Origin of the sequence: Flavobacterium psychrotolerans, from assembly GCF_003097635.1 — a bacterium.
Classification (GTDB): domain Bacteria; phylum Bacteroidota; class Bacteroidia; order Flavobacteriales; family Flavobacteriaceae; genus Flavobacterium; species Flavobacterium psychrotolerans.
Genome location: NZ_QCZI01000004.1, coordinates 217,258 through 233,033 on the forward strand (window position 1 = coordinate 217,258; position 15,776 = coordinate 233,033).

15 protein-coding genes and 1 pseudogene are annotated in these 15,776 nt (G+C 35.3%); 3 read left to right on the forward strand and 13 right to left on the reverse strand.

Annotation, left to right across the window (positions count from 1 at the left end):
- The first annotated feature begins 91 nt into the window (after positions 1-91).
- Complete coding sequence (gene dnaN / locus DB895_RS04960; RefSeq protein ID WP_116724253.1) at positions 92-1,210, forward strand: DNA polymerase III subunit beta; 1,119 nt, start codon at positions 92-94, stop codon at positions 1,208-1,210.
- Positions 1,211-1,278: 68 nt separating this feature from the next.
- On the opposite strand, the gene DB895_RS04965 is transcribed toward dnaN, so the two are convergent.
- From DB895_RS04965 to DB895_RS04975, 3 genes are all read right to left on the reverse strand, one after another.
- On the reverse strand, positions 1,279-2,106 hold the full coding sequence (locus DB895_RS04965; RefSeq protein WP_116724254.1) for a universal stress protein: 828 nt from the start codon (positions 2,104-2,106) through the stop codon (positions 1,279-1,281).
- 159 nt (positions 2,107-2,265) lie between these two features.
- Positions 2,266-3,096 (reverse strand): universal stress protein, encoded by an 831-nt coding sequence (locus DB895_RS04970; RefSeq protein WP_116724255.1) that lies wholly within the window; start codon positions 3,094-3,096, stop codon positions 2,266-2,268.
- Between the two features lie 129 nt (positions 3,097-3,225).
- A complete protein-coding gene (locus tag DB895_RS04975) occupies positions 3,226-4,074 on the reverse strand; it encodes a universal stress protein (protein WP_116724256.1) in 849 nt (282 codons plus the stop codon).
- A gap of 175 nt (positions 4,075-4,249) precedes the next feature.
- Between DB895_RS04975 and mnmE the strand changes: the two genes are divergently transcribed.
- On the forward strand, positions 4,250-5,653 hold the full coding sequence (gene mnmE / locus DB895_RS04980) for a tRNA uridine-5-carboxymethylaminomethyl(34) synthesis GTPase MnmE (protein WP_116724257.1): 1,404 nt from the start codon (positions 4,250-4,252) through the stop codon (positions 5,651-5,653).
- Between the two features lie 215 nt (positions 5,654-5,868).
- Here mnmE and DB895_RS04985 read toward each other — a convergent pair whose 3' ends face one another.
- The 10 genes from DB895_RS04985 to DB895_RS05030 all read right to left on the reverse strand — a co-directional run bounded on the left by DB895_RS04985 (position 5,869) and on the right by DB895_RS05030 (position 15,160).
- Positions 5,869-6,297: a hypothetical protein gene (locus DB895_RS04985; RefSeq protein ID WP_116724258.1), complete on the reverse strand. Its 429-nt coding sequence runs from the start codon at positions 6,295-6,297 to the stop codon at positions 5,869-5,871.
- A 173-nt stretch (positions 6,298-6,470) separates the two neighbouring features.
- On the reverse strand, positions 6,471-7,343 hold the full coding sequence (gene sucD / locus DB895_RS04990; protein WP_116724259.1) for a succinate--CoA ligase subunit alpha: 873 nt from the start codon (positions 7,341-7,343) through the stop codon (positions 6,471-6,473).
- Positions 7,344-7,440: 97 nt separating this feature from the next.
- Positions 7,441-8,580 (reverse strand): hypothetical protein, encoded by a 1,140-nt coding sequence (locus DB895_RS04995; protein ID WP_116724260.1) that lies wholly within the window; start codon positions 8,578-8,580, stop codon positions 7,441-7,443.
- A 6-nt stretch (positions 8,581-8,586) separates the two neighbouring features.
- Positions 8,587-8,949, reverse strand: coding sequence for a nuclear transport factor 2 family protein (locus DB895_RS05000; RefSeq protein WP_116724261.1), 363 nt, complete (start codon positions 8,947-8,949; stop codon positions 8,587-8,589).
- Positions 8,950-8,951: 2 nt separating this feature from the next.
- Positions 8,952-9,881 (reverse strand): UDP-3-O-(3-hydroxymyristoyl)glucosamine N-acyltransferase, encoded by a 930-nt coding sequence (locus DB895_RS05005; protein WP_116724262.1) that lies wholly within the window; start codon positions 9,879-9,881, stop codon positions 8,952-8,954.
- A gap of 12 nt (positions 9,882-9,893) precedes the next feature.
- On the reverse strand, positions 9,894-10,457 hold the full coding sequence (gene efp, locus DB895_RS05010; protein ID WP_116724263.1) for an elongation factor P: 564 nt from the start codon (positions 10,455-10,457) through the stop codon (positions 9,894-9,896).
- A gap of 121 nt (positions 10,458-10,578) precedes the next feature.
- A complete protein-coding gene (gene lpxA, locus DB895_RS05015) occupies positions 10,579-11,364 on the reverse strand; it encodes an acyl-ACP--UDP-N-acetylglucosamine O-acyltransferase (protein ID WP_116724264.1) in 786 nt (261 codons plus the stop codon).
- A 15-nt stretch (positions 11,365-11,379) separates the two neighbouring features.
- On the reverse strand, positions 11,380-12,768 hold the full coding sequence (locus DB895_RS05020) for a bifunctional UDP-3-O-[3-hydroxymyristoyl] N-acetylglucosamine deacetylase/3-hydroxyacyl-ACP dehydratase (RefSeq protein WP_116724265.1): 1,389 nt from the start codon (positions 12,766-12,768) through the stop codon (positions 11,380-11,382).
- Between the two features lie 3 nt (positions 12,769-12,771).
- Complete coding sequence (gene lpxD, locus DB895_RS05025) at positions 12,772-13,800, reverse strand: UDP-3-O-(3-hydroxymyristoyl)glucosamine N-acyltransferase (RefSeq protein ID WP_116724266.1); 1,029 nt, start codon at positions 13,798-13,800, stop codon at positions 12,772-12,774.
- A 124-nt stretch (positions 13,801-13,924) separates the two neighbouring features.
- Positions 13,925-15,160 carry an HD domain-containing protein gene (locus DB895_RS05030; RefSeq protein ID WP_116724276.1) on the reverse strand — a complete coding sequence of 412 codons (1,236 nt, stop codon included), beginning with the start codon at positions 15,158-15,160 and terminating at the stop codon, positions 13,925-13,927.
- A 146-nt stretch (positions 15,161-15,306) separates the two neighbouring features.
- On the opposite strand from DB895_RS05030, the pseudogene DB895_RS05035 reads away from it, so the two are divergent.
- Positions 15,307-15,776, forward strand: a pseudogene (locus tag DB895_RS05035) (IS982 family transposase); the annotation flags it as partial.

A 15,776-nucleotide genomic window follows, 5' to 3' on the forward strand; every position in this document is an offset into this window, starting at 1 on the left:
CTTTTTAATATTTAACAGTTTAAGATATATTTGTAAAACGTAGGCAAATTGGGATTTTAGAAAGTTTACAATCAAAATAAATAAAGAGATAATGAAATTTATAGTATCAAGTTCGTACTTATTAAAACAATTGCAAGTATTAGGAAGTGTCATTAACAGCAGTAATACCTTACCTATTTTAGATAATTTTTTGTTTGAATTAGACAGCAAAACCTTAACTGTTTCGGCTTCTGATTTAGAGACCACCATGTCTGCCACTTTAGAGATTGATTCTACAAGTCAAGGAAGTGTTGCGGTTCCGGCAAAATTACTATTGGAAATCCTAAAAACCTTTCCGGAACAGCCTTTAACTTTTACTGTTGAAGAAAATAGCACCATTGAAATCAGTTCTAATTCTGGAAAATATGCCTTGGCTTATGCTCCGGGAGAAGAATTCCCTAAATCAGTAAATTTGGATGATCCATCCACTACTTTAGTTCCTGCCGATGTTTTGGCTACCGCAGTAAGCAAAACCATATTTGCTGCAGGAAACGATGATTTGCGTCCGGTAATGTCGGGGGTTTTCTTTCAGTTCTCTCCAGAAGGATTAACTTTTGTGGCAACGGATGCCCATAAATTAGTAAAATATGCAAGAACCGACGTAACAGCATCGCAAGTAGCTGATTTTATCATGCCTAAGAAACCCTTGAATATCTTAAAAAGTATTTTGGGAACTTCAGATGCAGAAGTGAAAATTGAATACAACGATTCAAATGCAACTTTCTCTTTCGATAATTACATCTTGATGTGTCGTTTGATTGATGGAAAATATCCAAACTATGAAGCCGTAATTCCAAAAGAAAACCCAAACAAATTGATGATTGACAGAACACAATTCTTAAGCTCTGTTCGTCGTGTGGCCATTTTCTCTAATAAAACGACACACCAAATTCGTTTAAAAATAGCTGGAGCCGAATTAAATATTTCTGCCGAAGACATTGATTATTCTAATAAGGCAGAAGAAAGATTGACGTGTGATTACCAAGGCGATGATATGCAAATTGGGTTTAATTCCCGTTTCTTGACAGAAATGTTGACCAACCTACAATCGGACATGATTATGTTAGAAATGTCCTTGCCAAACCGCGCCGGAATCCTTACTCCAGTTGATGGTTTAGAAGATGGAGAAACCGTAACCATGCTCGTGATGCCAGTAATGCTCAACAATTGATATTCAAAAAATATAATATTATACAACCGTCTCATCTAAAAAATGAGACGGTTTTTTTAATGCCTTTCTTAATGAATTGCAAGTATTGGAATATTAATATGGTACGCTAATTTTTTTGAAAGGCTGATATAAAAAAGTCTTTCAAAGAAACTTTTGTGATGAATGTGCATGGCAATCATATCAACGTGATGTAAATCAATAAAGGACAAAACGATGCCCTCAACGTCATTGCTCGTTATGGTATGAAACGTGACGTCTTGGTCAACAAATATTTTTTTCCAATTCTCAATAAAAACTTCATTATCTTTTGCATCAGGCATTTTCACATACAGACAATCAATGTCAGAGCGAAAAACTTTGGCCAATGCGATTACTTTATTTAATGTTTCTATATCTTCTCCTTTGAATTGGGTTGTGAAAAGTATTTTTTTAATGGGTTGGTATTGACAATGTTCCGGAATGGCAAGAACTACCGCTTTAGTATTATTCATCACTTTGGTAGTCACAGAACCCAAAAAGGTTGATGCCAATCCGGTGGCTCCTTTAGTTCCCAAAACAATATAATCAATTTTATCCTCTTCTGCTATCCGAACTATGTTGGCAATTAAATCCCCGTCTACGAGTACATTGCTTATTTTTATGTGTTCTAATTTATTTTTTTCGGCAATGGCTCTCAAAACCGGAACATGCTGTTTGTAGTTTTCAAAATTACTTAATTCAGTAACTTCGTAAATATCAATTAAATTAATTGGAACATCTATATAATTGACCTGTGGCAATTCATAGACATGCAACGTGATGATTTCAGCATTAATATGTTTAGCTAATTTTAATGCGTAAACAAAGGCATTTTTGGAAACATCAGAAAAGTCGGTTGGAAACAATATCTTTTTCATAAATCTAACATCTAGAGGGTTCAATGAATCAAACAGTTGTGCAAATTAATTAGGTATTATACATTCATTACTTCGAGCGATTCCGTTTTTGAGCGAAATGATATCTATCCTAAAAATTCTGTTGCGGAAATAGTATCTCCGGCAACAAATTTATTTTTACTATTCATGAAAAACCAATAATGGGATTTCGCTATGATAGGAGAATTTTTTCGTAAAACTATGTCTGAATAATTCTTGTAAGAAACTACGTTTATAAGTCAACATGGCCAAAATATCGATATCCAAATCGTCTAAAAATTCAAAAATAGTACCTTCGATATCATTGTCTGGAATAACAAAAAATTCTACCGGATCGTTTTTGAAATCATGTCTCCATTTATCAATCTGTACTTCTTTTACATCTGAATCCGCAGTGCGCACATGAAGGCATTTCACTTGCGCATTGACTTTATTGGCAAACTCCACCACTTGTTGCAAAGCTTTGTGATCTTTAGCCCTATAGCGTGTGGTAAAAGCAATTTTTTTGATTTGTTTGAATTTGGCTTGAAAGGGTACACTAAGCAAGGTTATGGGAACGTCGGCAATAACAGACCCCGTATTGGAACCCATAAAAGTCTCTTTTAAACCCGATGCTCCATTAGTCCCCATAATAATGAAATCGACTTTGTTTTTCTTGGCAATAGCTTTTACTACACTAACCAAATCTCCTTGTTCCAGAACATGGCTCATTTTTAGGGTATCAAAATGATGTTCTTCAGCAATTTTCCTCAAATAAGGAATTTGGTCTTTAAAATTCTCAAATTTATCCAATTCAACGCTTTCAAAAACTTCGGAAACATAAATAGGATATCCCTCATAAGAAACAGGGGGCAATTCATATACATGAAGCACAATTACTTCCGCTTTAAAAACTTTTGCCATCTCTAACACATATACAAATGCATTGTTTGCCGTTTCAGAAAAATCAGTGGGAAACAATATTTTTTCCATGATAATTGATTTTAAATTAGTACATTAAAGTTACAAAACTATTTTTTAACATAATAAGAAAGGGGCTTGTTTTTCAAATAATGAGACAAAAATAAACGCTTCTTCGGTTTTACTTTTTAGGTCTTATTTTTACATTTGTAATTTTGATTTTTCATGCAAAACCAAAATGGGTGTCTTGCAGTGATAGGAAAATTCTTGTGTAAAACTGTGGGTAAATAATTCTTCTATTAAATTTCGCTTGTGGGTAAGCATCGACAAAACATCAATTTCTTGATGGACTAAAAAGTCACGAATCGTTTTCTTTACATCATTATTCTCAATGATAAAAAATGTTACTGGTTCCCCATCAAAATCGGATTTCCATTTACGCATTCCCTCATCGGTTTCCTTAAAGTGCGACGTTTTAACGGTTAAACATTTGACGTCAGCATGAAACCTTTTCGCCATGTCTAACACCTCCCACAATGCTTTTTTATCCTCATCTTTAAAAACGGTCGTAAAACAAAAATGCCTCATTTTCTTAAATTTTGCTTCGAGGGGAACACTCAGGAGCATGACAGGTACATTGGTAATGACATACCCCGTGTTAGACCCCAAAAAAGCTTCTTTTAAACCAGAGACACCATGGGTTCCCATAACAATCAAATCTATCTTTTCCGCATCTGCAATTTCCTTTATGATTTTGACTAAATTCCCGTGGCGCAACACGTGACTCATTTTTACGTCTTCCAGTCCATGCTCTTCGGCAATTTTTCTTAAATGAGGGATTTGATCTTTAAAGTTTTCAAATTTACCCCACTCTATTGTTTCATAAATCTCGGCTATGGATGGCGGGCATCCCTCGTAGACCAGATTTTGCGAATCATAGACATGAAGGACAATAAATTCAGCTTTCTGGTACTTTGCCAATTCTAAAGCATATACAAATGCATTATTTGCCGTTTCAGAAAAATCAGTGGGAAATAAAATACGTTTCATGGTCTAGCACTATTAGATTTGTCGTATAAAGTTACATAAATAAATTCTTATTAAACAGGATAACCATCGCTTTTTTCAATACGTTATCGCTATAAAAAGTTCCAAAATCCAGATGAAAAGTTGTTTTATCATATCAGTGCAAATCTTTGTAACTTTGTGCTTTGATTATTACCTTATGATTTCACAAGATACTATTGTTGCACTCGCCTCTCCATCTGGAGCTGGAGCAATTGCTGTTATTCGGATTTCCGGAAATGACGCCATTACAATTGCTGCTTCGGTATTCCAATCGGTTTCCGGGAAAGATTTAACGAAACAGAAAACACACACATTACATTTAGGACATATTGTTGATGGCAGCAAAACGATAGACCAAGTCCTGGTTTCAATTTTTAAAGGAACGCAATCCTATACTGGCGAAAACACGATTGAAATTTCCTGTCATGGCTCTACTTACATTCAACAGCAAATTATTCAGTTATTGCTCCGTAGAGGCTGCCGAATGGCAAATGCAGGAGAATTTACCTTACGTTCGTTTTTGAACGGCAAAATGGACTTATCACAAGCCGAAGCTGTAGCCGATTTGATTTCGTCAGACAATGAGGCCTCGCACCAAATAGCCATGCAACAAATGCGTGGTGGTTTCTCTAATGAAATTGCCAAATTGCGGGAAGAACTATTGAATTTTGCTTCACTGATTGAATTAGAGTTGGACTTTGCCGAAGAAGATGTAGAATTTGCTGACCGTACTCAATTTAACGATTTGCTCAACCGGATAGAGTTTGTCCTGAAACGCCTGATTGATTCCTTTGCAGTGGGTAATGTCATCAAAAACGGAATTCCCGTTGCCATTGTAGGCGAACCAAACGTAGGAAAATCGACTTTATTGAATGCCTTACTGAATGAGGAACGCGCCATTGTTTCAGAAATTGCAGGAACTACGCGGGATACGATTGAAGATGAATTGGTTATTGGCGGTATTGGATTTCGATTTATTGACACGGCTGGTATTCGGGAAACTAAAGACGTGGTGGAAAGCATTGGAATTAGAAAGACGTTTGAAAAGATTGAGCAAGCGCAGGTGATTTTATACCTAAGCCCCTTAACCCCCAAAGGAGGAACGCTTACCGATGAAAATATAGCTCAAGTTAAAATAGATATCGAACGAATACTAAATCAGTTTCCGTTGAAACCGTTGGTTGTTATTGGAAACAAAAGAGATTTATTATCCGATGAAGAAATCCTAAATCTAAAATCTAAAATTCCAAATATTCTGCTTATAAGCGCAAAAAATAATGAAGGTGTAGATGATTTGAAAAACCAGTTGCTTTCGTTTGTCAATACGGGCGCTTTGCGAAATAATGAAACCATTGTCACCAACACGAGACATTACGATTCTTTACTGAAAGCATTAGACGAAATACAAAAGGTAAAATATGGCTTGCAAACTAACCTGTCGAGCGACTTGATGGCATTGGATATTCGTGAAGCTTTGTACCAGTTTGGAACTATCACTGGTCAAGTTACCAATGATGAATTGCTGGGAAACATCTTTGCTAACTTTTGTATCGGAAAGTAACCTGCAATAAATGAGACATCTTCAATACCTTCCAAAAAGATTCCAGAACAATATTTATTGTAAACTATTTTTCAGTGGATTGCATTAGAAAAAGGTACTTGTTGCGTAATGATATGAATTTGCTTCAAATAGTACACCCCCTTTTTCATCTTACCCCCTTCTCTTTATTGAAAGGGGTAGATGCTAAAAAAAATTGAAACGTAAGGTTGGTAATTTTAAAAAGCCACATTCCATCTTGGTAATTTTGCATTTTCATCTAGAAAATTTTGCAAAATCAATCCTTCAATATAGGTTGGAATCACTTTGTTTTTGGCATTATAGGTTTCGTACCAATATACTTCTAAACGTTCTATTCCCTCGGTTTTCATTTGTGTTGGCCAAGAGTATTTTCGTCCAGTTTTTGCAAATTGATGTCCGTTTACTATTTTATCAAAAAGCCCTCCATTTTTGCTTTTTAGGGTTCCGTCATTTTGAATCGTTCCGGTAGAACCTACCATAATTAATTCTTTTTCTTCGCCATCAACGGCATATACTAAAAATACACCACTTCCATTTTCTGACGCATTGCAAACTTCTTCAAGACTATCGTCGGCAGTGTAGTTAAACTGGTTGTTTGTTTTAAACTTTTTTAATTCTTTGTACATTTTTTAAATTTTAGCCACAAAGGCACTAGGGCACAAAGTGTAGTTATTTAATTGATATTAATTAGCCATCCATTTTACGAATTCTAGAATTCGTGGAGAAAAAGAAAAGTCTCAACAAATATCGAGACTTTCTTCTATTTTATGTTTTGAGATTTCTTTGATACTTGCAAAGACTATCCCATAATCTCTTTTACTTTTTTCCCTATTTCAGCAGGAGAATCCACCACGTGAATCCCACACTCTCTCATAATTCTCTTTTTAGCTTCGGCGGTATCATCCGTTCCACCAACAATAGCTCCCGCATGCCCCATGGTTCTTCCTTTTGGTGCTGTTTCACCAGCGATAAAACCTACAACCGGTTTACGGTTTCCGTCGGCTTTAATCCAATTGGCTGCATCGGCTTCCAGTTGTCCTCCAATTTCACCAATCATAACAATACATTTGGTTTCTGGATCATTCATCAATAATTCAACGGCTTCTTTAGTGGTGGTACCAATGATGGGATCTCCACCTATACCTATAGCTGTTGTAATTCCCATTCCTTGTTTTACCACTTGGTCAGCAGCTTCATACGTTAATGTTCCTGATTTTGAAACAATACCAACAGTACCTTTTTTGAAAACAAAACCGGGCATAATCCCTACTTTTGCTTCCCCTGGCGTGATTACTCCCGGACAGTTTGGCCCTATTAATCGGCAATTCTTACCTTGAATATAAGCATAGGCCTTAATCATATCTGACACAGGAATCCCTTCGGTAATAGTGATAATCACTTTAATTCCAGCTTCGGCAGCCTCCATAATTGCATCCGCTGCGAAAGCGGGCGGAACAAAAATAATAGTTGTATCGGCTCCAGCTTGTTCAACAGCATCTTTTACAGTATTAAAAACTGGACGGTCTAAATGGGTTGTCCCTCCTTTTCCTGGAGTCACGCCACCAACAACGTTAGTTCCGTATTCAATCATTTGAGAAGCGTGAAAAGTTCCTTCACTTCCTGTAAAACCTTGAACAATTATTTTAGAATCTTTATTGACTAAAACACTCATGATATATCTTTTAAATATTATTTTTTGAAATAGTGACGCAAAAATAAGGTTTTAGACACAATAAATATCGTCTTTTTATCAAAAATAGCACGATAATTTAATGTATTTCTACTTTATTTTCATTTTTATAAGGATAGCCATAACTGATGAATGTGCTTTCTGTATTTGGGAAGGTGGCAATCCAGATTTTTTTAAATTTCATGAAGGTCCTTTCTTCAGGATAAACAGGCACATTCATTTCTTTATAAGCCCATTTATTAGCGTCTATTGACTCCAAACCATGACAATATCGGTTTGTTTTATATTTTGAGACATAGGGCTTTAATTCTGGATATTCATCAATTCCTTTTACGCAAATCAGGAGTTGTTTTACATTTCCTGAATACAAATTAAAAGATAAATAATTGTCCCACAAACCAAACAAACATAGAAAAGGCAGAAATCCGATTATAAAAAAAACTACTAAATTAAGCTTATTTTTAAAAAAATGAAGAGAAATTTGAAACGTATTTTCATCCAAAAACAGTAACCAAACATAAATCATCATGGTTAAATTCCAAGGCCAAACCACTACATTTTGATTCCGTCCCACTAAAAGCAACAATATTATAAGATGCATTATGATTGCGAAATAGGCTGTGAATCGCTTCTTTTTCATGAACAACAATCCAAATCCAATTGCAGTTTCGATGACCGCTAATAACAATCCTGAATAATGAATCCAATTTTGAGAAAGGATTACATCTGGAAAATGAAAAAAGCATTTTAAAATCATTTGCTCCCAAATTGAATATAAAAAACCGCCATTAAATTTATGCAAGCCACTATAAATGTACGTTACACCTATTAAAAAGGATAACAAACCTAAAAACTGATTGGTATTTTTAGCATAAAAAAGATAAAAGACAAATAGCAACAGGTATTGATATTCCCATGGTTGCCAGCGCATTTGATCGAGAAAACAGGACGCCATTTCGGTAAGTAAGACTAGGACAATAAAATGTCTTTTTTCGGTAAATACAAATGCACAAAAAAGACCAAAGAACGAACCCAGAAACAACAGTAAATGAATTTGATTTGGTAAATTAGGAGAAAAATCAAATGGTGGAATTACAGGAAACAATCGGTCTGACAGCCAAAGTTTGTAACTTATGCCTTTAGCAATAGCCCATGACAGGCAGGTTATTCTAATTAGTAATACTTCCTTGGAATGTGTTTTTGAAATGCTGATTTTCATCCTAATTTAGGACGATTGGCTCATTTGATAGCCTCTAAAAAGTTTATCGTCCTTGAGTTCCCAAATCACGATAATGTGTGCCAAAAGCATTTCCTCCCTTGGATTTTCTATTGTTTTAATATAATGGGAATAACGAACAGAAACCGAATTTCCTTCTTTGAGTATATGGCTTATTTTAACCTTTGATCTTACGTATGCTTTGCCTAATACATTGGCAAAGTCTAATAGCTCTTTACGATTCATTTGAATAAATCCCTTGCTGCTATTCCAATCCAAAATAACTTCTGGATGCAAAAATGTATCTAAAATGGTGCCATTGATTAAGGCATCTGATTTGTAGAGCTCCTGAATAATTTGTTTAGCAGACATAATTACTTTAGTTTATTTAAGATTTCCGGAATTTTTTTAATATTCGCCAGTTGTTTAAGTTTTTCCCTCGATTCTTCAATGGGTGTTCCGAAATAAGATTTTCCGCCCTCAACCGATTTAGTAACTCCGGTTTGTCCCATAATTACGGCCTTCGCCCCAATGGTGATACCGCTTGTTGTACCTACCTGCCCCCAAAGTGTTACCTCATCTTCAATGATTACACAACCTGCTATACCAGTTTGTGATGCAATGAGACATTTTTTTCCGATAATGGTATCGTGACCAACATGCACTTGATTATCAATTTTTGTTCCTTCTCCAATAGTCGTGTCTCCCGTTACTCCTTTATCTATGGTACAAAGTGCTCCTATTCCGACATTGTCTTGGATAACGACTCTTCCTCCTGAAATTAATTGGTCAAACCCGTCAGGTCGTTTTTTATAATAAAACGCATCAGCACCAAGAATGGTTCCCGCATGAATGATCACATTGTCGCCAATTACCGTATAATCATAAATGGAAACGTTGGAATGAATCAAACAATTTTTACCTATAACAACATGATTCCCAACAAAAGTATTCGGCTGAATTACAGTCCCTTTTCCAACTTTAGCGGAAGCTGAAATTGAAACTGCCGAAAATTGAAACGGTTTAAAATGATTCGTTAATGTATTGAAATCCCTAAAAGGATCATCAGAAATCAACAAGGCTTTGCCTTCCGGACAATCCACCGCTTTGTTAATCAAAATAATAGTTGCTGCAGATTGTAGCGCTTTATCATAATATTTTGGATGATCTACAAACACGATATCCCCGGGTTCTACAACATGAATTTCATTCATGCCGTGAACAGAAAAGTTTTTATCGCCAACAAATTTGCAATTCAGCAAACTGGCAATTTCTTGTAAAGAATACGCTTTTGGAAATTTCATACAATCAATTATTTACTTCACACGCTCCATATAATTCCCGTTTGTTGTATCAATTTTAATTTTGTCACCTTCATTTATAAACAAAGGAACGTTTACCGTTGCTCCGGTTTCTACTGTTGCCGATTTGGTGGCGTTTGTAGCCGTATTCCCTTTTACACCTGGTTCAGCATAAGTCACTTCTAGTATTACAGAGGCCGGCATATCTACTGATAATGGCAAATCGGTTTCAGTGTTGATACTTACCATTACGTTTTCTCCTTCTTTCAATAAATCTGGTGAATCCAGAATATTTTTATTTAATGAAATCTGTTCGAAAGATTCTACATTCATAAAATGAAACAAATCGCCTTCTGGATACAAAAACTGAAATTTGTGATTTTCAACTCGAACTTCCTCAATTTTGTGACCCGCTGAAAAAGTATTGTCCAACACTTTTCCGTTTGAAAGGCTTCTTAATTTTGTTCTCACAAAAGCAGGTCCTTTTCCTGGTTTAACATGAAGGAATTCGATGATTTTGTAAATATCATTATTGTATTTTATGCACAATCCGTTTTTAATATCTGATGTAGATGCCATTGGTATTTTTTTTGTTTTCCTCACCCCGACCCTCTCCAAAGGAGAGGGAGACGAAAAGTGATATTGTTAATAGATAATTTTGTTATTTATTTTTTACTTTTTCCCTCCGCTTGATTAGGGATTAATAATTTCCAGAATACCCCTTCATGACACCTCTTGAAGAGTTTCTGATGAAATCTAAAATTTCGTCCCGTTCCGGAGTTGCCTCCATTTCGGCTTCAATAATACCAACCGCTTGGGAAGTATTGTAATTTTTTTGATACAGAATTCTATATATATCTTGAATTTCTCTGATTTTTTCGGTGGTGAACCCTCTTCTTCTTAATCCTACCGAATTAATTCCTACATAAGATAAAGGTTCTTTTGCGGCTTTTGTAAATGGCGGAACGTCTTTTCTAACCAACGACCCTCCAGAAATCATGGCGTGATCACCAATATGAATGAATTGGTGTACAGCCGCCAAACCTCCAATAACTGCAAATTTACCAACGATAACGTGACCCGCGAGGGCAACACCGTTTACAATAATTGCATTATCTCCAATATGACAATCGTGGGCAATGTGAGCCGTTGCCATAACCAAACAATTGTTTCCCAATGTAGTTTGACCGGAGGCAATTGTACCTCTGTTAATGGTGACGCATTCTCTAATCGTACAATTGTCACCAATGACGGCAAGAGAATCTTCTCCTCCAAATTTTAAATCTTGCGGAACGGCTGATATAACTGCCCCAGGGAAAATATTGCAGTTCTTTCCAATTCTTGCGCCTTCCATAATGGTTACATTAGAACCAATCCAAGTTCCATCGCCTATGACAACATTATTATGAATGGTTGTAAAAGGTTCGATTACAACATTTTTGGCGATTTTTGCTCCAGGATGAACGTATGCTAAGGGTTGATTCATGTTGTATTTCTTTCTTTATTGTTTTCTTGCAATTTGGGCCATCAATTCAGCCTCAGCTACTAATTTACCATTGGCATACGCTTTGGCTTGCATGTGGCAAATACCTCGTCTAATAGGAGTAATCAAATCGCATTTAAATATCAAAGTATCGCCGGGCAGCACCTTATTTTTAAACTTAACATTATCAATTTTCATAAAAAAAGTAAGATAATTTTCTGGATCTGGCACCGTGCTGAGTACCAATATCCCTCCAGTTTGCGCCATCGCTTCAACAATTATAACCCCTGGCATTACTGGCGCCTCTGGAAAATGCCCTATAAAAAACCCCTCATTCATGGTGACATTTTTCATTCCAACAACATGACTTTCAGACATTTCTATAATTCTGTCAATGAATAAAAATGGAGGACGATGTGGCAAAATACTCATAATTTTATGAATATCCATCAAAGGCTCTTTATTTAAATCATAAACAGGAACATAATTTCGTTGTTCTATTTTGATGATTTTAGACACTTTTTTCGCAAATTGAGTATTTACAAAATGTCCAGGCTTATTGGCAATTACTTTTCCTTGTATTCTTGTTCCAATGAGTGCCAAATCACCAATTACGTCAAGTAATTTATGTCTAGCGGCCTCATTGGGGTAATGCAAAGTCAAATTATCTAAAATGCCATTTGGTTTAACCGAAATATCTTCTTTTCCAAATGCCACTTTCAAATGATCCATCGTTTTTGAGGAAATCTCCTTATCCACATAAACAATCGCATTATTCAAATCGCCTCCTTTTATTAATCCTTCCTCTAAAAGAGTTTCCAATTCATGGAGAAAACTAAAAGTTCTTGCATTTGCAATCTCTGTTTTAAAATCTAAAATGTTTTTCAAAGTGGCATTTTGTGTTCCTAGCACTTTTGTCCCAAAATCTACCATCGCCGTAACTTGGTAATCGTCACTTGGCATCAGAATAATTTCACTTCCGGTTGCTTCATCCGTAAAAGAAATAATGTCTTTTACAACATAAACATTTCTTTTTGCATCTTGCTCTTCTACCCCGGCTTTTTCTATCGCTTCAACAAAAAATTTAGAAGAACCATCCATAATAGGCAATTCTGATGCGTTTAATTCAACAATCACGTTGTCAATATCGCAACCCACAAATGCGGCTAAAACATGTTCCGGAGTTTGAATTTTTACCCCTAATTTTTCTAAATTCGTCCCTCGTTGCGTATTTACCACGTAGTTCGCATCTGCTTCAATGACTGGACTTCCTTCTAAATCTAAACGAACAAAAGTATATCCGTTATTTACCGGTGCGGGTTTAAAAGTTATCTTAACTTCTTTACCTGTGTGCAACCCAACTCCAATAAGAGAAATTTCACTCTTGATGGTCTTTTGTTTAACCATGGTCTACTCTTTATTATTTATTGTTTTTTTTAATTCTTCAAATTCTGAAATAATTTTCGGTAAATTCTTGAAATGCACGTATGATTTACTGAAATCATTATAACCAAAAGTAGGACTTCCTTGCAAAATCTCACCGTCTTTTATGCTTCTTCCCACACCCGATTGTGCTTGAATACGAACATTATTTCCAATCGTTAGATGTCCCGAAACTCCAACTTGCCCCCCAATCATGCAATTTTTACCAATTTTTGTAGAACCGGCAATTCCCGTTTGCGCTGCAATTACGGTATTTTCTCCAATTTCTACATTGTGGGCAATCTGAATTTGATTATCCAGCTTCACACCTTTTCTAATTATGGTAGAACCCATTGTGGCTCTATCTATTGTGGTGCAAGACCCAATATCCACATAATCTTCAATAATTACATTACCTATTTGTGGTATTTTAGAATAGGTTCCGTCAGCATGCGGTGCAAAACCAAACCCGTCAGAACCAATTATTGAACCGGAATGAATGACACAATAATTCCCGATTACGGTTTCTGAATAAATTTTAGCTCCAGCGAAAATAGTGACATTATTGCCAATAATTACATTGTCGCCAATAAAACAATTGGGATAAATTTTGACGCTGTCACCTAAAACAACATTCATTCCTATGTAACTAAAACTTCCCAAATACAACTGGGAACCGTATTTTACATTTTCGGAAATTACCGAAGGTTGTTCAATTCCTACTTTATTGTTTTTAACTTCATTATAAAACTCCAGTAATTTAGAAAAGGATTGATACGCATCTTCCACTTTTATAAGCGTGGTAGTCAATTCATTTTCAGCCACAAACGAAGTATTTACAATAGTTATCGTAGCCTGCGTAGAATAAATATAGTGTAAATATTTAGGATTAGACAAAAAAGTCAACGATCCTTCTTTCCCTTCCTCAATCTTAGACAATCTAAAAACTTCAGCTTTGGGATTCCCCACCACTACTCCCTCTAAAATACCTGCAATTTGTTCTGCTGTAAATTTCATCTTATCTGATTGTATTTTCCATTGGCATAAGATGGAACTCGCTATTTATAGTTCTCTTTAACATTCAAAAAAATAGATTGGCTCGTTTCATTTCGACAAAAATATAAAAAATAGATTTTAGTTGCTACTTTTCTAAGAGTTGTTTTGGATAACAAATATAATATTTAGTTACTGGTTTTGATAATGCTTTTAAATTCAATTGATCGGATGCTTCAGCAACATCTTCTATCGTTTTGTCTTTTTTCCAAATTCGTATCGGCTCGGCGTCTTTGCTGTAGGCCTGATTTTTTATTTTTCCTTTAAAAATAAAATACTGGGAATCCTGTTGTGAAAGATTATTTTCCTCAGAAAATCGCTCTATATAGCCATGAATTTCGTCAACAGGAAACTTTTCACTACTCAATTTAATTTTTAACAAGTCTCGGTTAATAATCATTTTACTCAACGAACTCAAGATAAAATCATCATGATGCTGCCACGCCTTTAATGCACTAACAATATCAAAATCATCCAATTGTGAGAATTGATTCAAAACAATAGCATCAAAATCTATTAATTCAACTTTATTTTCCATGAAAAAAAACAAGGGCTCACTGCAAGGTAGAATTATGCCTTTTAGCGTCAATTCTTTAGCTCTTTTTAGGACTTTCGTCAAAATTAATTCGGCAACTAAACTGGTTTTGTGTAAATAGGCTTGCCAATACATCAATCGTCTGGCCATCAAGAATTTTTCGACAGAATAAATTCCTTTTTCTTCTATTACCAATACATCATCAACAACATTCATCATTTGTATTAATCGATCGGAATTGATGTTCCCCTCGGCAACACCAGTATAAAAGCTATCCCGTTTCAGGTAATCCATTCGGTCCATATCCAGCTGACTGGAAATTAATTGCAGCATGAATTTTCTATGATAATCTCCTTTAAATATTTGAATAGCCAAGGCTAATTTTCCGTCAAACTCTTCATTAAGTTTATCCATAAAGAGCAACGAAATGGCTTCATGATTCACATTTTCCACAATACTGTGTTCCATTGCATGTGAAAACGGACCGTGACCAATGTCATGCAAAAGTATTGCAACAAATAGGGCGTTTTCCTCTTCTTTAGAAATAGCAACACCCTTAAACCGCAAAACTTCAATGGCCTTTTGCATAATGTGCATACACCCTAAAGCGTGGTGAAAACGGGTGTGATTGGCTCCAGGATAGACCAAATAGGACAATCCCATTTGGGAAATGCGTCGCAATCGCTGAAAATAAGGATGCTGGATTAAATCGTAGAGTAATGGATTGGGTAAGGTAATAAACCCATAAATGGGGTCGTTTAGTATTTTTAGTTTGTTGATTTGACTCACTTTTATCATAAAATTTTGAGGAACAAAGATAAGAAATAATAGGTTTAACCCGTTGGGTGTAATTATTTGAAGTAGAAAATATTGGCTAGATATTGGTCAAGATACTGAAATTCAGTATCTTGATGTCGCCAAACAAACCAATATCTATGTCAAATATAGTAAAAAATTATTTTAGAGTTTTAGAAGTTATAAGTTCTTTGAATTGTAAATTAGAGAATAAATCAGATGTCGGCAGAAAACAAAAAATGTCTGATTTAGAAGTAGTTGCATTGAGTTTAACAGCTGAATTTATGTCTGTTGATAGTGAAAACTCCCTGTTTAAAGAAATAAATAGTGAACAAATTTCCAATTTAATTGAACGAAGTCAGTTCAATAAAAGAAGACGAAAATTGTTTTTATTTTTAGAAGAAGTAAGAACAAAATTAGCGTCTCGGTTTTTAGAATTTGAAGATTATTTTATCGTGGATAGTATGCCGTTGGAGATTTGCAAATTTGCTCGTCATAGGAGAATTAAAATCTGTAAAAAAGATTTTGAATCTGCTCCTTCAAAAGGGTTTTGTGCTTCTCAAAACAACTGGTTTTACGGATATAAATTACACGGAGTTTGTTCTATAAA